This is a genomic window from Thermodesulfobacteriota bacterium, from assembly GCA_035559815.1.
GTDB lineage: Bacteria > Desulfobacterota_D > UBA1144 > Nemesobacterales > CSP1-2 > DATMAT01.
Genome location: DATMAT010000047.1, coordinates 1 through 26554 on the forward strand (window position 1 = coordinate 1; position 26554 = coordinate 26554).

General features: G+C 46.0%; 21 protein-coding genes. 9 read left to right on the top strand and 12 right to left on the bottom strand.

From position 1 onward, the window contains the following. The 4 genes from VNN20_12050 to mutS form a co-directional block, all read right to left on the bottom strand. Window positions 1–207, bottom strand: a 207-nt coding sequence (locus VNN20_12050; GenBank protein ID HWP92915.1) for a TCP-1/cpn60 chaperonin family protein, incomplete at its 3' end; no start/stop codon positions are given. A 27-nt stretch (window positions 208–234) separates the two neighbouring features. Continuing rightward, window positions 235–522, bottom strand: a complete 288-nt coding sequence (groES, locus tag VNN20_12055; protein HWP92916.1) for a co-chaperone GroES — start codon at window positions 520–522, stop codon at window positions 235–237. Window positions 523–691: 169 nt separating this feature from the next. Then, complete coding sequence (locus tag VNN20_12060) at window positions 692–1108, bottom strand: YraN family protein (GenBank protein HWP92917.1); 417 nt, start codon at window positions 1106–1108, stop codon at window positions 692–694. Between the two features lie 34 nt (window positions 1109–1142). Further along, window positions 1143–3746 (bottom strand): DNA mismatch repair protein MutS, encoded by a 2604-nt coding sequence (mutS, locus tag VNN20_12065; GenBank protein HWP92918.1) that lies wholly within the window; start codon window positions 3744–3746, stop codon window positions 1143–1145. A gap of 100 nt (window positions 3747–3846) precedes the next feature. On the opposite strand from mutS, the gene VNN20_12070 reads away from it, so the two are divergent. From VNN20_12070 to glnD, 3 genes are all read left to right on the top strand, one after another. Next, complete coding sequence (locus VNN20_12070; GenBank protein ID HWP92919.1) at window positions 3847–4404, top strand: cob(I)yrinic acid a,c-diamide adenosyltransferase; 558 nt, start codon at window positions 3847–3849, stop codon at window positions 4402–4404. 132 nt (window positions 4405–4536) lie between these two features. Continuing rightward, on the top strand, window positions 4537–5184 hold the full coding sequence (locus VNN20_12075) for an O-methyltransferase (GenBank protein HWP92920.1): 648 nt from the start codon (window positions 4537–4539) through the stop codon (window positions 5182–5184). 51 nt (window positions 5185–5235) lie between these two features. Then, entirely contained in the window at window positions 5236–7863 is a 2628-nt protein-coding gene (gene glnD / locus VNN20_12080) for a [protein-PII] uridylyltransferase (GenBank protein HWP92921.1), read from the top strand. A gap of 18 nt (window positions 7864–7881) precedes the next feature. Here the strand turns inward: glnD and VNN20_12085 are convergent, their stop codons facing one another. The 3 genes from VNN20_12085 to VNN20_12095 form a co-directional block, all read right to left on the bottom strand. Further along, window positions 7882–8493 (bottom strand): response regulator transcription factor, encoded by a 612-nt coding sequence (locus VNN20_12085; protein ID HWP92922.1) that lies wholly within the window; start codon window positions 8491–8493, stop codon window positions 7882–7884. A gap of 310 nt (window positions 8494–8803) precedes the next feature. After that, window positions 8804–10282, bottom strand: coding sequence for a response regulator (locus VNN20_12090; protein HWP92923.1), 1479 nt, complete (start codon window positions 10280–10282; stop codon window positions 8804–8806). After that, the gene (locus VNN20_12095) at window positions 10279–12438 is read right to left on the bottom strand and encodes a PAS domain S-box protein (protein ID HWP92924.1); all 2160 of its coding nucleotides are present in this window, start codon (window positions 12436–12438) and stop codon (window positions 10279–10281) included. Before VNN20_12095 ends, VNN20_12090 begins: the two co-directional genes overlap by 4 nt. Before the next feature lie 418 nt (window positions 12439–12856). On the opposite strand from VNN20_12095, the gene nadB reads away from it, so the two are divergent. Next, the gene (nadB, locus tag VNN20_12100) at window positions 12857–14461 is read left to right on the top strand and encodes an L-aspartate oxidase (GenBank protein HWP92925.1); all 1605 of its coding nucleotides are present in this window, start codon (window positions 12857–12859) and stop codon (window positions 14459–14461) included. Between the two features lie 765 nt (window positions 14462–15226). On the opposite strand, the gene rho is transcribed toward nadB, so the two are convergent. Next, window positions 15227–16543 carry a transcription termination factor Rho gene (gene rho / locus VNN20_12105; protein ID HWP92926.1) on the bottom strand — a complete coding sequence of 439 codons (1317 nt, stop codon included), beginning with the start codon at window positions 16541–16543 and terminating at the stop codon, window positions 15227–15229. Between the two features lie 292 nt (window positions 16544–16835). Between rho and VNN20_12110 the strand changes: the two genes are divergently transcribed. From VNN20_12110 to ruvA, 4 genes are all read left to right on the top strand, one after another. Beyond that, window positions 16836–17840: a hypothetical protein gene (locus VNN20_12110; protein HWP92927.1), complete on the top strand. Its 1005-nt coding sequence runs from the start codon at window positions 16836–16838 to the stop codon at window positions 17838–17840. A gap of 87 nt (window positions 17841–17927) precedes the next feature. Beyond that, the gene (locus VNN20_12115; protein ID HWP92928.1) at window positions 17928–18671 is read left to right on the top strand and encodes a YebC/PmpR family DNA-binding transcriptional regulator; all 744 of its coding nucleotides are present in this window, start codon (window positions 17928–17930) and stop codon (window positions 18669–18671) included. Then, the gene (gene ruvC, locus VNN20_12120) at window positions 18668–19222 is read left to right on the top strand and encodes a crossover junction endodeoxyribonuclease RuvC (protein HWP92929.1); all 555 of its coding nucleotides are present in this window, start codon (window positions 18668–18670) and stop codon (window positions 19220–19222) included. Before VNN20_12115 ends, ruvC begins: the two co-directional genes overlap by 4 nt. After that, window positions 19200–19787, top strand: coding sequence for a Holliday junction branch migration protein RuvA (gene ruvA, locus VNN20_12125; GenBank protein ID HWP92930.1), 588 nt, complete (start codon window positions 19200–19202; stop codon window positions 19785–19787). Before ruvC ends, ruvA begins: the two co-directional genes overlap by 23 nt. A gap of 139 nt (window positions 19788–19926) precedes the next feature. Here the strand turns inward: ruvA and VNN20_12130 are convergent, their stop codons facing one another. After that, window positions 19927–21144 (bottom strand): acyl-CoA dehydrogenase family protein, encoded by a 1218-nt coding sequence (locus VNN20_12130; GenBank protein ID HWP92931.1) that lies wholly within the window; start codon window positions 21142–21144, stop codon window positions 19927–19929. A gap of 158 nt (window positions 21145–21302) precedes the next feature. Here VNN20_12130 and ruvB point away from each other — a divergent pair, with 158 nt between their 5' ends. Beyond that, window positions 21303–22319, top strand: coding sequence for a Holliday junction branch migration DNA helicase RuvB (gene ruvB, locus VNN20_12135; protein ID HWP92932.1), 1017 nt, complete (start codon window positions 21303–21305; stop codon window positions 22317–22319). Between the two features lie 91 nt (window positions 22320–22410). Here ruvB and VNN20_12140 read toward each other — a convergent pair whose 3' ends face one another. From VNN20_12140 to VNN20_12150, 3 genes are all read right to left on the bottom strand, one after another. After that, window positions 22411–23958: an N-6 DNA methylase gene (locus tag VNN20_12140; protein HWP92933.1), complete on the bottom strand. Its 1548-nt coding sequence runs from the start codon at window positions 23956–23958 to the stop codon at window positions 22411–22413. 219 nt (window positions 23959–24177) lie between these two features. Beyond that, entirely contained in the window at window positions 24178–25461 is a 1284-nt protein-coding gene (locus VNN20_12145; protein HWP92934.1) for a restriction endonuclease subunit S, read from the bottom strand. Further along, window positions 25458–26540: an IS630 family transposase gene (locus VNN20_12150; protein HWP92935.1), complete on the bottom strand. Its 1083-nt coding sequence runs from the start codon at window positions 26538–26540 to the stop codon at window positions 25458–25460. Before VNN20_12150 ends, VNN20_12145 begins: the two co-directional genes overlap by 4 nt. Window positions 26541–26554: the final 14 nt, after the last annotated feature.

Here is a 26554-nt window from a genome sequence, read left to right on the forward strand (position 1 = left end):
CATGTTCTCGAACTTGTCCTCAAGCTCTATCTCCTTGGCCACGGTGACCCCGTCCTTGGTAACCACCGGTGCGCCGAAGGTCTTCTCTATAAGTACGTTCCTACCCCTCGGCCCCAGCGTCGCCTTCACCGCATTGGCCAGTTTATCCACACCTTTTAAGACTGAATCCCTTGCTGTAAAGCTAAAAGAAATCTGCTTAGCTGCCATTTTTGCCCCTCCTTATGGGAATTTTATTTACTCTATTACCGCTAAAACCTCATTTTCATCGAGGATTATATAATCTTCGCCTTCCAGTTTAATCTCCGTGCCTCCGTATTTGCCGAATAGTATTCTATCTCCCTTTTTTACCTCCAAAGGCACAACCTTCCCTCCGTCTAATATCCTGCCATTTCCTACGGCCACAACCTCCCCTTCCTGGGGTTTTTCCTTGGCGGTATCGGGAATTACTATTCCGCCCTTGGTTGTCTCGGGAGCGTCAATTCTTTTTACTACAATCTTGTCGTGTAGCGGTCTTACTTTCATCGGTTTATACCTCCTGGATTAGAATGATGGGTTAGCACTCATGGATGTAGAGTGCCACGTATAAAATACGCATTGATTTTGATGTGTCAAGAGTGACGAAAATGATAAGAACCTATGGCTTAGGACATTTGAATCTAAATCTTTACCGTTCTCTGGGGCTTGCCAATAACTAAAGATCAGCCTCAAAGGCGTTTCTTATTATCCTGGCCGCTTTTGTTTTAAGGTCGACCGAGACTATATCAAACCGCATGTTCTCCGGGGTTATTTTTCTCTTTTCCAGATAAATAAAAGCCAGGGTTAAAAGCTTCTTCTGCTTCCACTTTGTCACCGCCTCTTCGGGCAGCCCAAAATTTTCAGTATAGCGGGCCTTAACCTCCACAAAACAAACCGTGCCTCGTTCCTCGGCCACTATATCTATCTCTCCTTGTCTACATCTAAAGTTTTTCTCGATAATACGGTATCCTTCGTTTTCAAGCGCATCACAGGCAATCCTTTCTCCCTTTTCTCCGAGACCCCTTTTACCGGCCATTGCCGGTTCTTTCTTGATATTGAGAATTGTACCTAAGAAAGACCTCAGGTATTTCAAGCTCTTGTCTACCTCCTCGATAGAAACCAAGCGGTCATGAGCCTTTTTCCAGCTTCTCCTTAATCTCCAGAAGTTTTGAGATTGCTTCAATCGGAGTCATGGATAAAGGATTAAGTTCTTTAATTTCTTCCAGAATTTCATGCTCTATGCCTTCGTCTTTTGTTTTCTCCTTGTCCTCGAAGAGGGCCAGTTGTCCGCCCAGGATCGAACCTCCCAGATTAGACTGGGATTTCTCCAGGTTTGAGAGAACCCTCCTGGCTAACTTGAGAACTCTATCCGGTATGCCGGCTAGTTTTGCCACCTGGATCCCATAGCTATGGCTGGCTGCACCCGGAATCAGCTTCCTCAGAAACACGATTTTATCCCGGTCCTCTTTCACAAAAACGTTATAGTTTTTCACCTTACTTTTAGATATGGCCAGTTGGGCCAACTCATGGTAGTGGGTGGCAAAAAGGGTTCGGCATCCCAAATCGCACAAAAACTCGGCCACGGCCCAGGCTATACTCATGCCGTCAAACGTGCTCGTCCCCCTTCCTATCTCATCAAGGACGACCAGGCTTCTGGATGTAGCGTGTCTGATTATGTAAGCCGTCTCTACCATCTCCACCATGAACGTAGACTGCCCCCTGGCCAGATTATCGGAAGCCCCCACCCGAGTAAATATTTTATCGACGATTCCGACGCTAGCCTCCAGAGCAGGGACGAAGCTCCCCATTTGAGCCATGAGCACTGTCAGGGCAACCTGCCTTATCAGGGTTGATTTTCCGGCCATGTTCGGGCCGGTAATTATGAGGAACTGGTCTTCCTCTAGGTCGAGCCTTACGTCGTTAGGTACGAATCTTTCTCCCAAATCCATCCTCTCCACGACCGGATGCCTACTTTCTTTAAGCTCTATCATACCAGAATCGCTGACCCGGGGTTTGGTGTAGTTGTACCTATCCGCAACCTCAGATAAAGAGGAGAGCACATCCAGCTCGGCGATCAACGAAGCAGTTAATCTGACCCTTTCCGATTCTTTTGCTACCCTTTTTCTTATATCCTCAAATAGCGCGGCTTCAATCTCTAAAATCCTGTCCTCCGCCCCTAAAATCTTCTCCTCGTATTCCTTAAGCTCCGGGGTGATGAACCTTTCTGCGTTGACCAGGGTTTGCTTTCGGATATAGGTTTCGGGAACCAGATGAAGGTTGGGCTTAGTGACCTCGATGTAGTAGCCGAATACCCGGTTGTACCCGACCTTAAGCGAGTTAATCCGAGTGGACTCTCTTTCCTTTGCTTCGAGTCCGGCTATCCATTTCCTCCCATCACGTTTTATGAGCCTCAGTTGGTCGAGCTCCTCACTAAAGCCGTCTCTGAATATCCCACCGTCGCGAGAAGAAAAGGGGGGTTCATCCACCAATGCCTTCTCCAGTAAGGCCTTTATGTCAGCAAGGTCATCGAGCTTCTGGCCGACCTCCTCGAGGCGTTTTGACCGAGAATTCTTTAAAATTAGCTTGAGGTCAGAGATGAAATAGGACGAATCCCTGAGCGCCCCCAGGTCCCTCGGTTTTGCTGAGGTAGTGGATATTCTCCCGATTATCCTCTCTATATCATTTATTTCCCGGAGGGCTTCCCTTAGCTTCTTTCTCAGGCCCGACTCCTCTTTGAGTTCTTCTACCGCATCCAGCCTCTCATTAATCCTATTTGTATCAACGAGTGGATAGTTAATCCATTGTTTAAGAAGCCTCCCTCCCATTCCGGTTAGTGTTTCATCGAGGATAGAAAGGAGAGAACCCCTTCTCGACTCACCACGGATTGTTTTTATTAGCTCCAGGTTCCTCCTGGTAGATTCGTCTATTAAAAGATAGTCGGTGGTCTCGTAGTATAAAGGGGCATCCAATGGGGGCAGGTCGCCCTTCTGGGTTTCCTTCAAGTAATGAACTATTGCCCCACTAGCAATAATAGACTCCGGATGCCCTTCCAGCCCGAAAGGTTCCAATGTATGTGTAGCTAATATATCCTTCAGGCCTTCTCTTGCCCCCTCCAGGTCCCACACCCAGTGGTCGAGTGAGGTAAGAAGAGGATTCCATGCTTGCTCGAGAAAAGAAACGAGTTCTTCGCGCTGATGAAGAGCTTCGGGGAGTAAAACCTCTTTTGGCTCTAGATTAGCCAGCTCCAGCTTTAGCTCATCTAGTGTAGAGAAGGAAGTCGATTTGAACTCGCCGGTGGATATATCGGCATAAGAGAGTCCGTAGGATTTACCGTCATTATAGACTGCAGCTAGGAAGTTACTTGATTTGGAGTCAAGTTTTTCTGAGTCGAGTATGACGCCCGGTGTGAGTATCCTGGTGACCCTCCTGTCTACGATTCCCTTGGCCAGCCTGGGGTCCTCTACCTGCTCGCATATTGCCACCTTATGTCCGTGTTCAAGAAGCTTGGCGATATAAGGCTCCACGCTGTGGTAAGGGACACCGCATAGCGGAACCGAGTTTTTCTCGGATTTATTCCTGGAGGTGAGGGCAATCCCCAGGATTTTCGACGCCACATTAGCATCCTCGAAGAACATCTCGTAGAAATCGCCCAGGCGGAAAAAGAGTAAGGCATCCGGATGCTCCCTTTTTATCCTCAAATACTGCTTGATCATCGGGGTATCGGTGGACATGGCTAGAAGAGATTATATCAATTAAGGTGACTGGTCTCAATTGGCCAAAATAAATCAGCAAACCATTTGAGCCATCTATTCCATTCGGTTAGAATTTCATATGGCCAAGAAGCGTATAACCAAGGTTTATACAAAGACCGGTGACAAAGGGTTAACATCGCTTATCGGTGGAACGAGAATCAGTAAGGCATCGCCCCGGGTTGAAGCTTATGGGGATGTAGATGAGCTTAATGCCGTCCTGGGGATTGCTCAGACAGAGACCCTGGACGGTGAGGTCAGGAAGGTGATAAACGAAATCCAAAACGACCTATTCATAATCGGGGCTGATTTGGCCAGCCCGCCGGAAATCCAAGTTCCCAGGATAAAAAAGGAAAGGATAGAAGAGCTCGAAAAAATCATAGACATGTTTTTAGAGGAGCTAGACCCGCTCAAAGAGTTCATACTTCCAAGCGGCAGAGGAGGAGGTCCTTATCTACACCTGGCCAGGACGGTCTCAAGAAGAGCGGAGAGAAGAGTGGTCAAACTCATGGAAGAGGAACAGGTAAACGAAGATGTGCTAGTGTATATGAACCGTCTCTCCGACCTCCTATTTGTCATGGCCAGAATAGAGAATAAGCGCGGGAATTTTGAGGAAACATACGTCCGGTTTGGCAAATGAAGATTAAATCAGCCACGAATTTTCACGGATTACCGCGAATGGAAATGAAAGTAGGGGCACGCTCTAGCGTGCCCCTACAAGGGGATTATATTATTTGTGTAAAACTCATGTCATCTGGTGCCAGAACTCATTATGAAAGAAACAATTAGTGAGATTTGTATAGTAAACCCGAATATAGAAGAATACTTGCGGGGTCTCATGCCGGTTGAGGATGAAGTCCTCGCGGAAATGGAGGAGCTGGGTAGGGAAAGGGATTTTCCGATAGTGGGACCGCTCGTGGGGAGATTACTATACCAGTTAGCGGTGATGACCGGGGCGAAAAAGGTCTTCGAAATGGGTTCGGGATTCGGTTACTCCTCCTACTGGTTTGCCAAAGCGCTCGAAAATGAAGGGTTTGTCGTTTTCACCGACCTCTCTCAAAAGAACGCCGAGATGGCATATGAGTTCTTCAGACGCGGGGGAGTCGAGGGGAAAATTAGGCTCCATGTCGGAGACTCTTTACGGATTCTTCGACGGTTTGAAGAGAAGTTTGACATCGTTTTCAACGATATCGACAAAGAGCACTATCCATTGGTAGTCGACCAGGCTTACAAAAAATTAAAGCCGGGAGGGCTTTTCATAACGGATAACGTACTATGGCATGGTAAGGTTTTAACCGATGATTCATCTCCTGGCACAAAGGGGGTAAAGGAATTTACTCAGAAACTTTTGGCCCATGATGGATTTTTCACCACGATAATACCACTTAGGGATGGTATCTCATTGAGTGTAAAGTTATAAGGGGAGAAGACGGTTGAGTCAGGTCGTGCCGTATGAGCATGTGGAGAAGATATGCAAAAATTAGCCACAATCGAGAGAGGTCAACTTAAAGAGAGACTAAAGTTCTACCTCGAAGAAAACCAGAAGGAGCTCCGGGCGCTTCACGATAATAAGGCCGTTTCCGGCCGTTTGCTCGCTAAAAGAAGGTCGCAGGTAATAGATGGTTTGATTAAACAATCATTAACCCGCCCGGGTTCTCCTAACTTAAAAAATGTATCCATAGCAGCCCTGGGTGGTTACGGGAGAGAAGAGTTATGTCCTTATTCGGATATAGACCTGCTATTTCTCTACGAAGAGCATAGCCGGTCTTGGGCGAAGGAAATCGCCGAAAACTTGCTTTACCTACTCTGGGATTTAAACCTGGACATCGGACACTCGGTCAGGACAATCGATGAGTGCCTGGAGCTGTCTCAGGGGGAAGATACAACCATTCTCACCTCTCTCCTCGATGGAAGGTATGTTTTTGGGGACAAAGCGCTTTATGATCGATTCAACAAAAAGTTATTCGGAGAGCTGCTTCCGAACATATCGACAAAGTATATCCAAAGAAAGATAGAGGAGAATGAAAAAAGAAACGAAAAATTTGGGAGGTCAGTTTACTTACTCGAGCCCCATGTAAAGGAGGGGCAAGGCGGGTTAAGAGAAATACACTGCGCATTATGGGTAGCCCAGGCCAAGTTCAAGGTAAAGAGTTTTCAAGAGCTATTGTTAAAGGGTGTCCTGCTGGAGAGAGAGCTCAGGGCATTCGAGAAGGAACTGGATTTTCTTCTTAAGATAAGGTCAGAGCTCCACTACCTGTCCGGAAGGAGAGAGGACCGACTGAGTTTCGATTATCAGGAAAAAATTGCCATCTTCATGGGCTATAAGGATGTCGGCGAGTTGCCCGCCGTGGAGCGGTTCATGAGAATATATTACCTACGGGGGAATCTTGTAAGCGAGCACTCCCGGAAACTCATCGAGAGATGCACCATCAAACCGAAGACCAGCTTCCGCCCCCCGAAAACGATTTATTTGAACAACGGCTTCATTATCCAGGGTGGTATGCTCTCCGTAGCCAGCCGGAGCATCTTTAGGGAGCATCCGGAAAACCTGATCAGGGCATTTGAGTACGCCGATAAGTACGAAGTCAAAATGAGTAAGTATTTGCTCGACCTTATTCGAGACGACGGGAAGATAATTGACGAAAGCGTTAGAAGAAACCGAGAGATTAATGCCTCCTTTCTGAGACTTTTGAAGGAGGGGAAAGAGGTCGCCAGCGCGCTCTTCGAGATGAATAGGCTTCGTCTATTAGGACACTTTATTCCGGAATTTGGAAAGATCGTCTGTATGGTGCAGCACGATGCCTATCACGTCTATACCGTGGATGCCCATTCCATCTTCATGGTGAAAGAAATCGAAAATCTGATACGGGGCAAATATGAGAAGGAACTTCCTCTTCTCACCAAAACCGCTCAGGAAATCACCAACCGTCACATTCTCTATCTGGCCTGTCTTTTTCACGATATGGGAAAAGGAGAGGGCAGAAACCACTCCCAGAGAGGCGCAGAGATGATCCCCAGGATCGCCGAGAGAATGGGGCTCACCGAGGAGGAAATCGAGCAACTCGAATTCATGGTAAAACACCACCTGGTCATGCCCCATTTTTCACAGAGGCGGGATATGCACGACGACAGCTTGATCATAAGATTTGCCAAGTCGGTGAAGACAATCGAAACCCTTTCTTTGCTGTATCTTCTTTCCTTCGCCGACATCAAGTCCGTGGGGCCGGATGTATGGACTAACTGGAAGGGGATGCTTCTCAACGAGCTTTATCTGAGGACCAAAAGCATTCTGGATAAGGGAGAATTCAAGAGAGAAAAGCCGGAAGATAGGGCTAAGAGGCTCACCCAGGAAGTTGTGCAAATGCTCAAGAGCAAGTTTCCGGAAGATAGAATTAGAGAGCATCTCGACAACATGCCCTATTCCTATTTCTTGGTATTCTCTCCCCAGAAGATTGCCTACCATATGAAATTAATGGAGAGATTCGGTAAAGGTATAGGAATGGATGTAGTTTTCCATCCTAACGAAGAGTACGACGAGTTCACTTTCTGGGGGTTTGATGAGGTAGGCATTTTCTCCAAGCTCTGCGGGGTAATTGCGGCATGCGGTATTAATATCCTCGGCGCTAGAATTATTACCCGAGGCGATGGGAGGATATTAGACACCTTCTATGTAAACAGGTTAAGCAAATCCACCGCCAAAGATAAAGAAATTTGGAAACGGCTATGGCATTCCCTAAATCGGGTCTTAGCGGGAGAAGTGGATGTCGAAGAACTGGTGTCCAGGAGAAAGCGACACAAGCCCATTTACCAAAAATCGATTCCCAAAAACCCGACCAGAATCGATATCGACAACGAGTCGTCGGACAGGTCAACGGTCATAGATATCTACACGCACGATAGAATCGGACTTCTTTACGACATCACCAAGACTCTGACCAAACTCGGCCTTTCCATCGATTACGCAAAGATTTCCACCAAAGTAGACCAGGTGGCTGACGTTTTTTATGTAAAAGAAGTAGATGGTGGGAAGTTGCTCGACCCGGATAAACTGGCTGCGGTCAGGAGCACTTTATTAAAGGCAATAGATGTCGACGAATAATAACAGGGAGCTTGGTTTTTAGTAGTTTTTATCCCTAATTTTTCTGGCGTAAACAATAAGCTGGTACCTGTTCTGAAGATTAAGCTTCATGAATATCTTTCTCAAGTGAGCTTTTACCGTCCCCTCTCCGATGGAAAGCCTCTTGGCTATTTCCTTGTTGGTGAGGCCGCTTTTTACCAGGTTTACCACCCTTAACTCTGTCCTGGTAAACTTGTTTTTTTGGCTTTCTTCACCCGGCATCACTTTGTTCGGGTTATTATCCTTTACCGCCTCGAGAATCTCCAGGAGCCCTAGAGCGTCGGTTTCCTTGGTTAGATATATGATATTGGGGAACCTATCGTTTCTATCCCGGTGACCAAATAAGATGACCTTGGTGTTGGGGCTCTCTCCGTCAATTAAGCTCGACAAGTTGGCAAAGTTTAATTTGAGTGTCCGATTGTCCAGAAAAAGAAAATCCGGCTTGAATAAAGTGACATATTTTGCGATTTCTGTACTATCCGAGGCCTGAGCCACTATTTTCACGTTTTTCTGCATCTTCAGGATTAAGGTCATCCCTTCCAAAAAAAAACGAGAGCCGGAAGCTAACACCAATTGAATTTTTGTTATTGGTTCCTCGGACTCCAGACCCATTCTGATAACTCACATCCGATGAAGTCTCTTACGAGTGTTTCAGTTAAATATCAAAAGTTCTATCGATTCCCGGACGTTTATTCATAATGGCTACGAAATTACCGCTTATCTCCCCTATATTTTTTTTCACACATGCAAAAAGAATGGATAAAAGAGATATGCCGGCCATTAACTTATACGGTTGTGTAATAAATTCATATAGGTCTAAAGGAGTATTTTCGGCTTAATATTCCCTACCCCAATTGGGTTAAGCCCTTTATTACATCTTTAGCCTTAAAATACAGCTCGGTCTTAATAGGAACGGAATGTATCAGGTGCGTTTTGGCGTTGATTCAGGGTATTTCAGCGCTAGCTGGAATCGGCTATCGACACCGAGTTTCTTGAATATATTTCTCAAATGCGATTTGACTGTTTTCTCGCTTATCATGAGCAGGTTAGAGATTCTTTTATTGCTATATCCCATCGCCACCAGCCTAGCCAGGTCCTCTTCCCTTTTTGTCAGGTAGGGGCTTATTAATTTTGACTTTCCTTTCTTTGTCTGTATGAGCCTAGATAATATTTTTGTCATAACCTCTACTTCCACCCAGATCCTATTTCTATTCACCTCGGTGATAGCTTGAAGGAATTGGGTACGGTCTGACGAATTCGATAAACAGCCTTTAACGCCCATAGAGATGGAGTCCAAGATGAACCTTTCATCTAAAGTGCGGAGCAAAAGTAACACTCTTGTACCGATACTATTTTCAGTAATTGACCCCAGTATTCCATGAATGTCTAACCCAGGAATGGCGGTATCGACTATCAAAACATCTGGCTTCTTCTGGATTAACATGGGAATAATCTCTCCTTGATTAGAAGCTTCGGCCAAGATCCTCATATTTTGTTCAGGCTCTAGCATTTCACGGATCCCCTCTCTGATCAGGTCAGATGTGGTGGCCACCAATAAACTGATTAAAGTTAGAGTATCCCCCTCCTTTTTATACCCGAAAGTGGCAAGACGGGGTCTTTCACTTTTTTCTCTACTGTATTCCATTTCCTTAATGCCGTGGAATAAAAAAGCTACCCCAGTATTCTTTCCCGTTTCACCCCTCAGGGGCACTATATGCAGATCGATGGAAATTTTTGACTCTTCCCTGGTCTCGAGCACGATGGAATTCTGAGTACCGAAGCGTTCATCTCCAGCCAATATATTTTCTATCAGATTCTTAAGCCGTTTGTTTGTTTTTTCATATGCACACTTAAATATGGGTGCAAAGGATTTACCAACAGCATCCTCTCTTCTTCGACCTAGGAGAGATTCCGCTCTCGGATTAAGGTATCTTATCAAACCTTTATCATCCATAACCAACACCCCATCGCTTACCTTTTCTAATGTCGTAGAAAGCAAAGACTCCTTTTGCCTTAAGTTGTTTTCTACCCTGTGCTTGTGTAGCGCTATCTCGATGGCCGAGCGTATCTCTCTTATCCCGAAAGGCTTAAGCACATATCCAAAAGGCTCTGTTAACTTGGCCCTATCTATGGTGTTGTCATCAGAATAAGCCGTAAGATATACGATGGGAATGTTTAAACGATTATAGATCTCCCTTGCCGCTTTTATTCCGTCCATTCTTCCCTTTAACACAATATCCATCAGTACTAAATCGGGCCTAGTCTCTTCCGCTTTGTGAACGGCTTCCTCACCGCTAGATACTACGGCCGGGACCGTATAACCCAGGCTTTTTAACCTGCTTTGTATGCTCTTAGCCACGATGCTTTCGTCTTCTACTACTAAGACTCTTGTATTACTCATCTTAAATCTCCTCTTTGTTCATGCTTCTGTCTGTGAAAAGTGATTCTAAATTCTGTTCTCGGTCTTCGATTGAAACTTATAGTGCCGTCTAACTGGCTGGTTAAAGCGTTTACTAGCTGCAAACCCAGAGATTCTGTTTTCTTGAAATTAAAACCACTGGGAAAACCAACACCGTTGTCACTCACGCGAAGGGTTAATTTATTATTCCTAGAGTAGAGACTTATGTTGATTTCCTTTTTACCCTCAGTCTTATCGGTAAAGGCATGCTTGAGGGAATTTGAAACCAGTTCGTTAACTATCATACCACAGCTTATGGCCGTATCTACGTCTAAATAAACCTCCTCGACGTCTGCCCTCAAAGATACCGGGTCTGCGTTGACCCCATATGATTGAATGAGATAATCGGCCAGGCTTAGTATATATTCACCGAAATCAATTTTTCCCAGGTCCTTGGACTGATATAACTTTTCGTGGATTAGCGCCATTGACCTAACCCGACTACAAGTATCATTGAACATTTGTAGGGTCTTTTTATCCTTAACGTGCTGAGACTGAAGGTCTAGAAGGCAGTATATGATCTGTAAATTGTTTTTTACTCGATGATGAATTTCTTTCAAAAGCACGTCCTTCTCCCTGAGCGATGCCTTAATTTGCTCTACAGCTCGCTTGCGCTCTGTGATGTCCTCGCAGACCAGTAGTATTACCGTATTCCCGTCGACATTCTGCATGGACCGGGCTGCTTCCCTTACCCACATTACATCGCCTTGCTTGCGAACCTTGCGAAACTCCCAGTAGCTGACTGCTCCCCTATTCTTCAGACAATAATCCATTTGCTCTAACACCGCTTTATGGTCATCCTCGTGGAATATATTAAGCACCGATTGTCCGACCAGATCCTTTCTAGCATATCCAAGCTGCTCCAAACCATAGCGATTTACCGAAAGAACTCTGCCCTGGACATCCAGGGTGAAGCACATAGACGGATTGTTTTCATACAATGCCCGATATCTCTCTTCGCTTTCTCTAAGTGCTCCCGCTTGCTTTGCATTGTTGATGGCCACCCCGATTTGCTGTGCTACTATTTGAAGGAGATTTATATCCTCTTCGTCAAATGCGTTGCCCTTCATAGAATGAATATTCAATGCACCAACTGTCATGCCCTCAAACTGAATGGGTATGGATAAATAGCTTTTTGTCCCCAGGTCCCTTCCTGCTGGTCCAATTAAATCATCTCGGTCTATGTCCGCACAATATACCGGCTTTCCCTCTATTATTGTTTTCCAGGTGAACCCTTTCGGATAGGGGATTCTTCCAGCACGCTGGATAAACCAGTCGGGCAGACCTCTATGAGCTTTCATGACTGCTTCTTTACCCTCAACCAGGTAAATACAGACGTTTTTTGATTTATCTATGTTCTCGTTCATAGTGGTGACAGCGTTTTCCAGGACCTTTTCAAGACTTATTGATTGGTGGACGCTTCGTGTAACCGCGCTGATGATTGTCTCGTATTTGCTTTTTGTAGACAACCTGGATAGTTTTTCTTTGAGTGCTACCTCCGCCCGCTTCCGCTCGGCGATCTCCCTTTCTAGCTTTTTATTAATTGTATTCAGCTCTTGAGTACGCTCCCTTAGCCGAATTTCCAGTTCAGTCTTAGCTTTTCGAAGTAAATCCTCCGCTCGCATTCGTTTAGTGATGTCGTGTGCAGTGCCAATGATGGCAATTACTTCTCCCCCCTGGATTTGAGGGGTGCACAGGAACTCGGCAATCAGATACCCTCCGGACTTGGACTGAACCCGCAGGTGAAAAGCAGGCGGTGTTTTTTTACGTAAAGTTTGTTGAAACTTCTTCATGGCCAATTTGACGTCCCGAGGATGAATCAGGGGGGAGAATGCTTTACCGACCCACTCATTCCTAGACCAACCGGTAATCCTTTCGAAAGCTTTGTTGAGTGACAAAATCCTACCATCAAGTGATAGTACAAAAATTACTTCCGGAAGGGCCTCGATAAGGTTAGAATAAAGCTCTTTGCGCTGTCTTATCGCCGGATTTACACGCTTGGGTTTAGCCGTCTCCTTTTTCTGGAATTGGTCAGCTTTTAGAGTTTCTTTGTTTCCTTTCTCAAGTCCTATCCCTAATTCATCACTGGGTATAGGCAATGTATCCTGCTTAACTTGACCCCGTTTATTTTTTTCCTTAGCATTCATCTGAACTCAAATAACTTTAGGCTTGAATACATATTCAGTTCGCCCGGTTTTTAACGTATGTCCATGGCAAAAAAGCCTAAAGAGTCACGCTCTCAATTTTATAACGGCACTTTAAGTTTTTTCGGTTAAGCAAGTCTAGTCTCGGCTGTTCTTCAATATTTCCTAATATCTGATATCAGCGTTATTTTGTCAATACCAATCCTGTTTTTTTCGATTCTGTGATAAGAGTGCATGGCGGGCGAAGTCATTATCGCTTATTCCTAGGATAGTTGATAAATAATTAATAGCCCGAATAGATTATGGCGTTGGCAAAAGTCGGGTTGATTACCTTTACACTTCTTTTGACAATAATTAAAATACATTGAGGCTCATGGACCAGGAGCAACTAAAAAAACTCGATCAATATTATTGCGATTTTTTAGTCATAGGAAGCGGGCTGGCTGGACTCTACGCCGCTCTCTATGCTTCTAAGTTTGGCAAAGTAGCTCTGATAACAAAATCTACGGTCGAAGAAAGCAATTCTTACTGGGCTCAGGGAGGCATCGCCGCCGCCATCGATCCTGAAGACTCACCGCTTTTTCATCTGGAAGATACAATCACCGCTGGCCGAGGGCTGTGCAACAGAGATGCCGTGGAGATACTGGTACGCGAGGGAAAGGAACGCGTTATGGACTTAATCAGCCTCGGTATGAAATTTGACACCAGTGATAAAGGCCTGGAGCTGGGATTAGAGGGCGGACATACCAAAAGAAGGGTCCTTCATGCCGGAGGAAGCTCTACTGGAAAAGAAATGGTGCGGTTCCTTACCCATTCGGTCAAAGCTAGTCCCAATATTTTTCTGTTCGAGAGAATGACCATAGCGGAGCTTATCTCCGACAATGAAAGGTGCTATGGAGCCTTGGCGTTCAAAGATAACTCCGACCAACACATTATTTTCGTTTCTAAATCTACCATACTGGCTACCGGTGGAGCCTCTGCGCTTTATGAGAGAACCACGAACCCACCGAGCGCGATTGGAGACGGGATTGCCCTTTCCTACAGGGCGGGGGCAGAGATCATGGACATGGAATTTATTCAATTTCACCCAACTGCCTTACACGTCGAGGGCAAAGAAGGGTTTCTCATAAGTGAGGCAGTAAGGGGTGAAGGGGCTTGCCTTCTCGATCACTCCGGCCATAGATTTATGCCCGATTACCACGAGCTAGCCGAACTCGCCCCAAGAGACGTGGTGTCCAGGTCTATTTTTGAAGAGATGAGGAAATCGGGGAAAAATTGTGTTTTTCTAGACCTAAGACACCTGGACCCCGGTTTCGTAAAAAAACGCTTTTCAAACATATATGACGTATGCCTAAAATCAGGCATTGATATAACAAAGGATTTAGTGCCGGTGTCTCCGGCGGCCCACTATACAGTAGGCGGGGTCAAAACCGGTCTCATGGCTGAGACCAACGTGAAAGGGCTTTTTGCCTGTGGCGAAGTGGCCTGTTCCGGAGTGCACGGCGCCAACAGGCTGGCTAGCAACTCCCTGCTCGAGTGCATCGTATTTGCCAAAAGAGCGATAGACGGTGCAATTGAAGATAACGAGGGAAATCTAAAATCCTACAAGCTTGGCCTCATAAACTCCGATTTGATACTACCATCACCCCCTTCCCAAAGAGAAGCCTTTTTGGTGAAAAAGAACAATATCTCCCGATTAATGACCGAGCACGTAGAAATAGTTCGTAGCGCCGACGGGCTTGAAAAAGCAGGCGACGAACTGGAAAGAATTTCAGAATCGATAAATGAGCTTTCCGGGCACTATAAATTGAAGATACAAAATATGATTGATGTCTCTCTGCTAATAACCAAATCCGCACTAATCCGGAAGGAATCGAGAGGAGCACACATAAGGCAAGATTTTCCCGCGGAAGACCCCCGATGGAAGGCGCACATTATTTGGAAAAAGGGCCATGAACCGGTAATAATCGCCGTTTAATGAGAACTGTGAAGTCCATTATCAATATCGATTGAGGATTTTACACTACGTCCTACCTGAAACCGGAAAAGCGACTAAACAGAAACGGTGTACCCTAAGTCTTTTTCGCAAAATTAAGGCAAGAAATTTCGAGTCAGCCATGTCGGCATAACAACAGTCAAAAACCCATTGCAGCAAATCCATTTTGTCTTACAGTATTTTGTGTATAACAAATTACCACACACAACATATGCATAAAAATATTAAAAAAACACTTGACAAAATTTTTAAAACAAATTAAAGTTGTAGAAAAACATTGATAATGATTATTAACTATCATTTAATAAAAGATTTTCCCTCGTTTTCGGCGACGAAGGCGAGGGTTTTTTGTTTTTACATCTTATGGGAAAAGGAGGTGATATAGTAAATGGCTACAAAGAAGAAGGCAGCAGCCAAGAAGCCGGCCAAAAAGAGCACGGCTAAGAAAGGAGGAGCCAAGAAATCTACTTCCAAGAAGAAAAAGTAGTTTCCTTTTGCTCCCCCCTATATTGACGAGAAAAAGCCTGCTGTTAACCTTAGTCGGCCAGCAGGCTTTTTAATCTAGCATAAGTTCTACGGAAAGGCAACCCATCAAAAAGCGCTTGTTTGGCCTGACCGATCACATCTTACGACGGATTCAAATCAGCATATTTTCGGTAATGAACGAATCTAACACCCGTTGGGTTAAGTATTTATCTTGATGAAATTCATGTGGAAAACATTCATGGGGGTAATCGTTTACTCAGATTATTGATTCATCAGGTTTAAAAAATCCTTGTTTGATTTTGTCCCTCTCATCTTATCTAGGAGAAACTCCATCGATTCCACGGTGCTCATCGGGCTTAGAATCTTGCGAAGCAGCCATACCCTATTTAGAACATCCTCAGAAAGCAGGAGTTCTTCCTTTCTTGTCCCCGAACGCTGGAGGTCTATCGCCGGGAATATTCTCTTGTCTGCCAGCCTTCTATCAAGATAAGCCTCCATATTTCCCGTCCCCTTAAACTCCTCAAAGATGACCTCGTCCATCCTGCTGCCTGTATCGATCAAGGCAGTGGCCACTATAGTGAGACTTCCTCCCTCTTCTGTGTTTCTTGCTGCACCGAAGAATCTCTTGGGTCTTTGTAGAGCATTTGCTTCCATACCTCCTGAAAGAACCCTTCCGCTGGCCGGGGTTACCGTATTGCTTGCTCGCGCTAGCCGGGTAAGACTATCCAGGAGGATGACCACGTCCTTTCCGTGTTCCACAAGCCTTTTTGCTTTCTCCAGAACCATGTCTGCTACCTGAATGTGACGCTGGGGTGGTTCATCGAAGGTGGAGCTTACCACCTCCCCTTTGACCGACCTCTCCATGTCCGTTACTTCCTCCGGGCGTTCATCGATTAGCAGCACTATCAGCACTATCTCCGGGTGGTTTTTGGTTATGGCGTTGGCAATACGCTGGAGAAGAATAGTCTTTCCGGTTCTCGGAGGTGCTACGATAAGCGCCCTTTGTCCCTTTCCTACCGGAATGAAAAGGTCTAACACCCTAGTGCAGAACTCGTTGGGGTCGTATTCCAGGTTGATTTTCTCCTCGGGATGGAGTGGGACCAGACTTTCGAAAGGCACCCTTTCCCGGCAGGATTCCGGCGTATCGTAGTTAACATGTTCTATCTTGAGTAGAGCCAGATTTTTCTCTCCCTCTCTCGGCAAGCGAACCTGACCGCCTACAATGTCCCCCGTCTTTAGGTTGAAGGAACGTATCTGCGATTTGGAAACATAGATATCGTCGGGCCCGGGAAGATAGCTATATTTCGGAGACCTTAAAAACCCGTATCCCTCCGAAAGAATTTCGAGGACACCCTCGGCATAAATCACACCCTCTTTCTCACTTTGAGCCTTTAGAACTGCGTAGATGAGGTCCTGTTTCGACATTCTAGAGGTGTCTTCGATCTGGAGGTCCCTAGCCATCTTCATGAGCTCGGTAGCCTTTCTTTCTCTCAACTCATTCAAGTTGAGAAATTGAGACTCCGGCTCTGCCGTCACTTTGTCATCGGTATTTTGATGTACTTTAGATGCTCTTGCCATGAATTTCAGACCCCTGATTTTTGAAGGATTTAAAGATTATTTTCACAATTCAAATTAGAGGAAATGTTCGGTTCGTTTGAGAGTAGCTTTGAAGCTTTAACGTACGATTGCTAATATTATGCACACTAAATTCTAAATTTGTCAAGTGGAGTTTTGGTATATGTCATATAGAACGAACGATAGTACATGGGAACTAAGCCCAGGTGAGTCATCATTCCGCTCATTTTGCAGTATGTTATAATGGGAACTGTAGGGCCAACACAAATTCATAATCCTTATAGGGCTAAATCGAATGAAAAAAGACGTTAAGTCCAGGTCTTTCTTGATATATATCCTCCTTATTCACTTTTTACTCTTGCTGGCTTCTAGCCCATCCCCTACCCACGGTCTCTCGACAAGAATTCATTCCACATTTTCTAAGGGCCAGAAACAACCAAGTTATCTAAATGAAGAAACTAGAAATATTGCTCTTGAAGAAGGAAAAACTCCTTACGGCCCTCCTCTGTATTCGGAGGTCGAGTTCAGCTCGATAGTTGGCGAAATCTTTGTTAATCCAGAATACTGCGGCAGGATAAGGAGCGTCAGGACCTTACTCAGGGACGGTTTGCCAGGAGGTAGGCAGGGTGTAGAAGTTGCTAAAAGCAGCGACGGGTGGGAAAGAATAATTGTCCATGAATCCGAGTTTAATGCCCGGAGCCTTATAGCAACGGGGGAGAAAGGAACCATCAAGGTCGCCGTCACCGAGAAGGAAGTTCCCTCCTGGTCCGACAAAATCAAGTCACTTAATGAACTCACCATCGGTTTCGGACAGCTTAAAGCCACCTTTCTCACCCCGATGACCATATCCCAGCCAAGCGCCTTTGGAATAGAGGTCTTAGACTACAAGGGTGGTCGGTTTATAAGCGGTGAGGTTATAGCCGTGAAAGATAATGAGATTGCCGTAAGATTTGATAATCTGCCATCCGGCGTATTTAGCCGGGACGGGACAATTCGAGTTAGTCTCAAAGAATCCAAGGAAAGATTTCTTAATGCCGACCTACAGGCTTGGGGTTACAACATTTTAGTCCCGGAGACCGATATCGGGAGGGAATCCCGGATAAAGGCGGAGGTATTCGGTTTGCCGGGAGAGGCTCGGGTCAGATTTACCTTCGCACCGCTTTCCGGACAGGAGATTACTCCACTTACCCGGACCTTAACCGTCCAAGAAGTTAACTCCGGTGAACCCTTGGCAACACTGGTAACCTCCATCCCCGGGGCCCAACCACTGAGCGTATCTGTCGAAAAAATAAGTCGATAAAAGCCAAGCTCTGGTCTTGCTACTCATAGACTAATCCTTTAAAATTAAGTTGAATTCTGAGATTTGATAAAACGAGGTGAAGTAAATATGTCAGGTCATTCCAAATGGGCCAATATTAAACACAGAAAAGCCGCTGTCGATGCTAAACGCGGTAAGATATTCACAAAGCTGATAAGAGAGCTTACCGTCGCTGCAAGACTAGGAGGCGACCCCAGCACAAATCCACGACTGCGCATGGCCATTGCCGCTGCCAAGAATCAAAACATGCCCAAGGATACAATTGATAGAGCAATAAAGCGGGGCACCGGTGAGATTGGGGGAGAGGAGCTCCACGAGATAGTTTACGAGGGGTACGGCCCGGGCGGAAGCGCTGTTTTAGTAGAAGTGCTTACCGACAACAAGAACCGCACGGTATCCGAGATACGGAGGATATTCACAAAGTATGGCGGCAACCTGGGCGAAAGCGGATGTGTTGCCTGGACATTCGAGAAAAAGGGGAGGATCGCCTTTGATAAGGGTACCACAGATGAGGATAAACTCTTTGAAGTTGCTCTGGAAGCCGGGGCGGATGATGTAAAAACGGAGGAGGGTGAGCTCGTTGTTATAACCTCTACCGATGTCTTCGAGGCGGTGAAATCTGCAATCGATGAAGCCGGGCTCAAATATACTTCGGCGGAAATCACCATGATCCCCCAAAACAGTGTCAGGATCGAGGGAAAAGAAGCAGAGCAGATGCTTCGTCTTATGGAAGCGCTCGAGGACAGCGACGACGTTCAAAATGTATATTCAAACTTTGATATATCGGAAGAACTTATGCAGGCTTTTGGATGAGGGTTCTAGGAGTTGACCCCGGTTCTAGGGTTTGTGGCTTTGGGGTCTTAGAAATTCTGAATGGGAAGCTTATCCACATCGAAAGTGGCGGAATAACCCCAAGTCCTTCCTCTTCTCCACTTCCAACCAGATTAAAAAGCATCTACGAGGGCCTTATAGAAGTAATAACCCGTTGCTCTCCAGACGTTATGTCTATCGAGAATGTATTTTTTGCCAAGAATGCTAAGAGTGCCCTAAAACTCGGACAAGCGAGGGGTGTGGCACTTCTCGCCGCAGCGGTTTCTGGAATTCCGGTGCACGAATATGCACCCACAGAGGTAAAGCTTGCGCTGACCGGAAAGGGTAGGGCTAGCAAGCTAAGAGTTCAAGAGATAATTTCCCGAATACTAGGCATTCCGGAATGGAAGAAAGCCGATGTTTCCGACGCTGTTGCCATCGCCTTATGCCATATTCATCTCTCTCAAACGGTCGAGCGGCTAGGAAGAGGAGCAATTAAATCCAGAAGAAGGAGGTATCGCTGGACGGAGGATGATTTCCCTTCTGAGAGGTAAGATTGCCGAAAAAACACTGGGTAAGATAGTCGTCGATGTTCATGGAGTAGGATACGGCGTTTCTGTCCCGCTCTCTACCTATTACCGCCTTCCCGAGCTCGGCGGCGAGACCGAGCTTAAAATTCATACACACGTTAAGGACGATGGCATAGAGCTCTACGGTTTCCTCACCGAGGATGAGAGGAAATTATTTACATCGCTTCTCGGCATCTCCGGTGTCGGACCGAGAATGGCCACAAATATTCTCTCAAGCGTATCTCCAACGGAACTGATTGAATCCATATCCTCGGGAGACCTCGCTAAGAAAAAAATCCCCGGAATCGGGCCTAAGCTAGCATCCAGACTGGTCACCGAGCTTAAGGATAAAGTCACAAAAATTCGACCGGTGATAGAGGTGGAAAAACAGGTGGAAGTTTTGGAGGACGTGATCTCCGCCCTGCTAAATTTGGGCTACAAAAAAAATGAGATCGATGAACATATCTCGAAGTTAGAAGAAGTGGCCTCTCAGGAAAAAGATATAGAAATAGCATTAAGGGAATCGCTCAAGATTATGAGGAAGGTGTGAGTAAATTGAATTCGTGTCAAGGATGCAACAACTTGAGCCCTTGCCGGAGAATAGGCTTTCTACAGAAAGAAGGCGAGTAAGAATACCAATCTATTCTTTGGTGCAGAATAGTATTTTGGAGATTTATTTTTAATCGGCTTTAGTCTCTGCCGAATATTGCCCTAGATATAATCAGCTTTTGTATTTCGTTCGTGCCCTCGATTATCTCTCCCACCTTGCTGTCTCTATAAATTTCTTCGACCTTGTAGGTGGATTGGTCATGCTTTAACTCCCTCATGTAACCGTAACCGCCAAATATCTGCACGGCATCCCGGGCCATATCTACAGCACATTTGGTGCCGTAATACTTTGCCCCCGCCGCCTCGGGCTCCGGGAATTCCACTCCCATATCCAGCCTTAAGGCCGCCTTGGAATATAGATTCCTGGCATTCTCTATCTGTATCGCTCGCTCCGCCAGGAGAAACTGCCAGTATTGATACTGGGAAAGCTTTTTCCCAAAGACCTTTCTTTTTTTCATGTATTCGACGGATTCATCAAAGGCCGCCTGGGCCATCCCTACGCCGCTTGCGCCGATCCCCACCCTTCCATAAGTCAGCGTCCCAAGAGCGATGCGAAGCCCTTCACCCTCTTTGCCGATTAAGTTTCCTTCCGGAACCTCCACCTCTTCAAAGTAAATGTCGGATGTAAGCCAGGCTTTATTGCCCATTTTCCGGTCGGGTTCACCCACCCTGCACCCTTTTGAATCGAGGTCAATCACCAGCATGCTTAAGCGGCCTCCTATATTTACCAGGGCCGACACAAAACCAGCCACGCAGGCGTTGGTTATGAAACGCTTGTGCCCGTTCACGATGTACTTATTCCCCCTTTTCACCGCAGTTGTTTTTAGGGCGCTGGGGGAAAGATCAGAGCTAGTCTCGGGCTCGGAAGTGGCAAAGGAGCCGATAACCCTTCCGGAAATAAGCGGCTCCAAATATTTCTCTTTTATCGAATCTGACCCATATCTCGATAGTACATTGCCTGCCAGTATGGAGTGGGCATCGTAAATGGCTGCCAGGCTATTGCTCATGTAGGCAAGCTCTTCGATGATCGTCACTGTAGCACATGCCGGATATTTCAACCCCATTCCACCGTATTCCCCGGAGAATGGAATCTTAAAAAGGTCTGCCTCGGCCATTTTCCTGAATAAATCGAAAGGAAAAGCTTCTCTACTCTCTTCTCGTTGGCTGATCCCTTGAGCCGCAGGGGCAATTTCCTCGATGGAAAACTCTCTTATCCTTCTTCTTAGCTCAAGGGTTTCCTCCGGAAGGATAAGGTCATGATAGAGCACATCCTGCATTCTCGGTGGCAACCTTCTCATTTTACCTCTTCCTTAAATAGGACTCGTACCCTTCACAATATACCCGTTCCTGGATGATTGAAAACCTGACGGCTTCACCATGACTAAACTATAATCAATTTAGAATCGATTGTTTATTTTTGCCCGTTTTAAGAGTAATATGTTATTCACATAGAGAAATGGACGAAAGAGTAGTTACTCCAAAGCTCCAGGAAGAAGATACCCTTTTCGAGTCCAACCTGAGACCAAAGTACCTCAAGGAGTATCTGGGTCAAGCAAAGGCAAAAGAGAAGATTGAGATATTCATTGAAGCGGCCAGAAGGAGAAAGGAAGCTTTAGACCACGTCCTTCTTTACGGCCCCCCGGGTCTCGGAAAAACTACCCTTGCCCATATCGTCGCCACCGAACTCGGAGTTAAAATTCACGCCACCTCCGGCCCGGTAGTGGAAAGGATAGCCGACCTGGCATCGATTCTAACCCACTTGAACGAAGGCGATGTTCTCTTCATAGATGAAATCCACCGACTTAACCGGATCGTCGAGGAGTATCTCTACTCGGCTATGGAGGACTATAAAATCGACCTCATGATCGGGGAGGGGCCAACGGCTAAGTCGATGAAGATAAGCGTGCATAAGTTCACTTTGATCGGGGCGACAACCAGAACCGGCCTCATCACATCTCCGCTTCGTTCCCGATTCGGGGTCGACCTGAGGCTAGACTACTATACGGCTGAAGAACTTGAAGGAATAATAAAAAGGTCTGCCCGAATTCTCGGCGTTAAAATCACCGATGAAGGGACAAATGAAATTGCCCATCGGGCACGAGGGACACCCCGGATTGCAAACAGACTGCTAAGAAGAGTGAGGGATTTTGCCGAGGTCAAGGCCGACGGCGTTATCAACCTTGATGTTGCCCGGGATGCGCTGGAGATGCTCGAGGTGGATTCTCTCGGGCTTGACAATCTGGATAGGTCTATTCTAACAACAATCATAGAGAAATTCAGGGGGGGGCCGGTCGGCATAGAAACTATAGCTGCTGCGGTTAGCGAGGATAAAGATACAATCGAGTATGTCTATGAACCCTTCTTAATACGCCAGGGGCTACTGGCCAAAACCCCAAGAGGAAGAGCGGCTACCCCGCTCGCTTATTCCCACCTAAACCTACAACCTCCGCACATGCAGCGGGGGCTTTTTTGAGGATTAGGAAAAACTAGTAAAAAAGATCACTATAGCCAATCGGCAAATTTTACATTAGGAATTTAGCGAAGAGGCTACATTTAAAGCGAAATTATTCCGTACTATGTAATTTGCTTTTGAGTGCCTGTAATGCTTTCTCTATTTGCTCCGATTGTGCCTCGATTATATAGATTAGCTCATCCGTAGTTCGTTTATCTTCTAAACCTTTTCGATTGGGATTAATTGCCTTGAGGTTGTAGTTTTTGTCTTTGATTTCCTCGATAGATATTGACCAGGAGTGCTCACTGACAGCCCTTTGAGGTAGGAGTCTAAAAAAATCATCAAAATGCGCTGCGGATAGCGGCCTTCTTTTGGTTACGTTTAGGTCGGATAAATCGTAGTACCAAACGTTTTTAGTGGGTTCTCCCTTCGTGAAGAAGAGGAGATTGGTTTTGCTTCCGGCTCCGGCATTCACGAAAACCCTTGCCGGGAGGCTGACAACACACCAGAGATTGCACTCATCAAGTAGCCTCCGCTTTGTCTCCACAAATGCCGATTCATTCGTGCGAAATAAGACTCCCTCATCCAAGACAATCCCACATCTTCCCCCCGGTTTTAAGCTGTCCATGACGTGCTGGAGAAAGAGTAATTGTGTGGAAGAGGTTTTGAATGGGAAGCAGCTTTGCGCCTCCTTCCCCTCTTTTCCGCCGAAGGGAGGATTAGTGAGAACGATATCAAATTGTTCAGGTGATTCTCGAAAAAGACCTCCATGGAATTCGAGACCGGTAAGAGTATTTCCATGCCAGATATGTGGTTCATCAATCCCATGTAGAAGAAGGTTTGCCAGAGCAATCGGATAGACCAGGCTTTCCTTCTCCCTTCCGTAGAAGGTTCCATTCTTGAGAACTCCAAGTTCGTCTAATCTTTTTGCTTTTTCTCTCATATACTCATAAGCCTCTACCAGAAAGCCCCCCGTTCCGCAGCAAGGGTCATAAACGGTGTCTCCAATCCTCGGACTTATAGCTTTTACCATCACCCGGACAATTTCTCTAGGGGTGAAGAACTGACCTCCATCGCTATTCTTTTCTCCCATCCTCTGGAGGAGACCTTCATACACTTGAGAAACCGTAAACATGTGCGTCTCATCAACCCAGTCTAATGATAACTCGTTGATTTTGTTTACGACCTCAAGTAGGTCGCTCTCCGTGTCGATTCCCGTTTTCTGGATAGATGAAAAGATTTCGCTGATAATCTTCTGGCGATGGCTCGCGCCAGGTTTATCCCTCAGATTTTTCAGATAAGTTATCAGCTCGTCATTGACGAAGGATTTTAATGACCCTCTTGCCCCCTCACGTAATTCCTTATTTTTCAATCCGAAATCCGAAATCCGCGTTAGGCAATCAGTTAGTGCCGCCCAATCCTGCCAGCGGTAGGGATATTCTAAGGCATGGCGGAACTCAACCCCTAGTTTACTAGCCTTCTCCTTTTCCCTCTCCTCTTTCTCATCAAGAATGCGAAGGAAAATAATCCAGGTAAGCTCGGGCACGTATTGTATGGCGCTAGCTCTACCCGAACGACGCATAATATCGCAGATGCTTTTAATATATGAGTTTAAGCTCTGAGGAGAGGTGATTTTACGAGAGTTATTGTGCTTTACCATTTAATGCTCTTTCCAAAATCACGGCATCACATCGTGTTTTTTCTTTTATATATTCTGCCTCTTTACCATCTAGTTCCAAATGTACGGGTAAAAGGAGATTTGTTCACCTTGTAGGGGCGACCCGGCGGGTCGCCCCTACATCATAACCATTCATGATTATCAAAAAAAACCTATGCCCATCGATTTTCATAATGAAATTTTTGTCAATCCCCAACATTTTTATGAACATTTCCGGCATATTTCTTCCTCAAACGCCCTTCTCAAAATTGCCTGCGGCAGGGCATTGATGGCTTCGAGTTGCCTTTGCGTTGCCTTATAAAGCTTTTCAACCTGTACCAATCTTTCGCCAAGCTCAGCAGCAATCTTCTGCTGCTCTTTCAAAGACGGCAAAGGAATTAATTGCCTCAGGAACTCTTTACGATTTAGGTTTCTTAATCCTGTTGTCGTATCCTGCATTATTCCTAATAACCTTTTTGCTTGAGGAGATTGTAGATAGAAGTATAGATAAAAATAGTCCACTAAATCAGGAATAGCCCTTAACCTCATAGTAAAGTTGGAAAATAGGTAAGTCTTTTCATCCGCCGGTATGAAGATTGCACTTTTGCCGACTAAATCCCTGCTGCCGCTAGATGTGGCTACTAAAATGTCACCAGAAATCAAAGCATTACTAGCTAAATATTTCCGCTCCACTTCTCTAACGGCTACGTCATCAAAAACAATTTTCCCATCCCTTATATTATTTGAACGCAAAATAAATTGAGACTGAGACGAGCCATCCGGTTCTTCACCCCAGATTCCCGACTGGTAAGCGCATACTTCACTCAACCTTTTTTTTCCCCACTTCTTCACCTTTTCGCTGTCAAAAACTTGCCTTAAATGGGCTGCTTTTAGAGCCCCCGCCGCTTCCAATTGTCTTTCGCAAGCGGCTCTAGCCCTTTCCACGTCTTGCATTAGTTCCTTAATCTTAGAAGAGATTTGCTTCTGTACTAAAAGAGGAGGAAGAAAAACAGGGATTTCCCCGATGTCCCTTTGATTCAGGCTCGCCTGTCCAATTGCCCGCCTGGCATTTTCTAGGTAATAACCCTTACAGTAATCTGACCTTAACCAATAAAGGAGATATCCTGGGTCTAAGACGCGCTGATTTACCCTTATAAGAAGAGTATTCACTCCGTGATAAAGATTCTCCGGGACACCTTCGTATATTACGCAATTGCCCAGTTTCTCTAGACTGTTTATGTGGCTAAACAGAATGTCTCCATCATATAACTTATAATTCTTGAAATCCTCAGTCGGCAAATCTACCCAACCGACTCTCTCTGGGTCGACAATACCTTTAGATATCGTTTCTATTCTGGTGACTTGAAACCCTCTTCGCTCAAAATTCTGTCTTGCCGAGGTTCCGTTCTTTATCGGCTCGGCCAGATTGCCCAATTTCTCCCAGGGGCCATCTGCTTTTATTGTGTAAATCCCTTTTGATTTAGTCTCCATTATGTCTAGTGTCATGTCTCGGAAATATATTGACAAAGTCTCTCAATCTTAGAGAGGATAGAATCAGCGGTTGCGGTCCAGGAAAACGGATGAGGACGTTTGTTGTATTGCTTGACATAATCGTCGATTTTTGTAATAAGATCTTTGACACTCTTGAATGTCCCCCGGCGAATGGCCTTTTGGGTGATGAGATTGAACCAGATTTCGACTTGATTTAGCCATGAAGCATAGGTTGGGGTGTAGTGCACGTGGTAACGTGGATGGAGGGCCAGCCACCGCTTGACCTTCGCGTGTTTATGCGTAGCATAGTTGTCCACGACCAGATGGATATCCAGGTTTTGGGGGACGTTCTGGTCCACGTGTTTGAGGAAAGCTAGGTATTCCTGATGACGATGACGGCGCTTGGAGGTGGTAATGACCTTACCGCTGGCAATATCCAACGCTGCAAAAAGGGTAGCAGTGCCATGACGCTTGTAAGTATGGGTCACCCCTTCGACATAACCTAATCCCATGGGGAGCATGGGCTGGGTTCGATCTAAGGCCTGAATTTGGCTTTTTTCGTCCACACACAGAACCATTGCGTGATCTGGAGGGTTCAGGTAAAGCCCGACGATATCCCGTACTTTCTCGACGAAGAAAGGATCTGTGGAAAGCTGAAAATGACGCCGCCGGTGGGGTTGAAGCCCGAACGCACGCCAGACCCGATTGACCGTAGGGGCGGAGACACCCATTTGTCGGGCCATGGAGCGAACCGACCAATGGGTACTGTTCTTGGGTTTTGTATGCAATGTCTTATACACCACGGAAGCCACCTTCTCGTCGGAAATGGTGCGCGGTCGCCCCGGTCGGAGCTCATCATTCAAGCCTTGGATTCCGTGGGCGATGTAGCGTTGGCGCCATAAGCCGACGGAGAGTCTGCTCAGGCCTAGCTTCTGGGCGATGACCGTGTTGGAAACTCCATCTGCGGCCATTAACACCAGTCGCGCTCGAACGACAAGAGAATGGGGCATGCTGCGTGAAGATGCAATGGCTTTCAACTGCGAACGATCCTCATCCCGGAGGACCAATGGTTTCTTCGGACGTCCGGTTTTCATGGGTTCTCCTCCAT

Coding starts and splice junctions, on each gene's coding strand:
- VNN20_12150 (HWP92935.1), bottom strand. CDS start 26,540: ATGAAAACCGGACGTCCGAAGAAACCATTGGTCCTCCGGGATGAGGAT.
- ruvB (HWP92932.1), top strand. CDS start 21,303: ATGGACGAAAGAGTAGTTACTCCAAAGCTCCAGGAAGAAGATACCCTT.
- VNN20_12110 (HWP92927.1), top strand. CDS start 16,836: ATGAAAAAAGACGTTAAGTCCAGGTCTTTCTTGATATATATCCTCCTT.
- ruvC (HWP92929.1), top strand. CDS start 18,668: ATGAGGGTTCTAGGAGTTGACCCCGGTTCTAGGGTTTGTGGCTTTGGG.
- VNN20_12085 (HWP92922.1), bottom strand. CDS start 8,493: ATGGGTCTGGAGTCCGAGGAACCAATAACAAAAATTCAATTGGTGTTA.
- VNN20_12115 (HWP92928.1), top strand. CDS start 17,928: ATGTCAGGTCATTCCAAATGGGCCAATATTAAACACAGAAAAGCCGCT.
- VNN20_12090 (HWP92923.1), bottom strand. CDS start 10,282: ATGAGTAATACAAGAGTCTTAGTAGTAGAAGACGAAAGCATCGTGGCT.
- VNN20_12145 (HWP92934.1), bottom strand. CDS start 25,461: ATGACACTAGACATAATGGAGACTAAATCAAAAGGGATTTACACAATA.
- VNN20_12075 (HWP92920.1), top strand. CDS start 4,537: ATGAAAGAAACAATTAGTGAGATTTGTATAGTAAACCCGAATATAGAA.
- ruvA (HWP92930.1), top strand. CDS start 19,200: ATGATTTCCCTTCTGAGAGGTAAGATTGCCGAAAAAACACTGGGTAAG.
- VNN20_12070 (HWP92919.1), top strand. CDS start 3,847: ATGGCCAAGAAGCGTATAACCAAGGTTTATACAAAGACCGGTGACAAA.
- mutS (HWP92918.1), bottom strand. CDS start 3,746: ATGTCCACCGATACCCCGATGATCAAGCAGTATTTGAGGATAAAAAGG.
- glnD (HWP92921.1), top strand. CDS start 5,236: ATGCAAAAATTAGCCACAATCGAGAGAGGTCAACTTAAAGAGAGACTA.
- groES (HWP92916.1), bottom strand. CDS start 522: ATGAAAGTAAGACCGCTACACGACAAGATTGTAGTAAAAAGAATTGAC.
- rho (HWP92926.1), bottom strand. CDS start 16,543: ATGGCAAGAGCATCTAAAGTACATCAAAATACCGATGACAAAGTGACG.
- VNN20_12140 (HWP92933.1), bottom strand. CDS start 23,958: ATGGTAAAGCACAATAACTCTCGTAAAATCACCTCTCCTCAGAGCTTA.
- VNN20_12130 (HWP92931.1), bottom strand. CDS start 21,144: ATGAGAAGGTTGCCACCGAGAATGCAGGATGTGCTCTATCATGACCTT.
- nadB (HWP92925.1), top strand. CDS start 12,857: ATGGACCAGGAGCAACTAAAAAAACTCGATCAATATTATTGCGATTTT.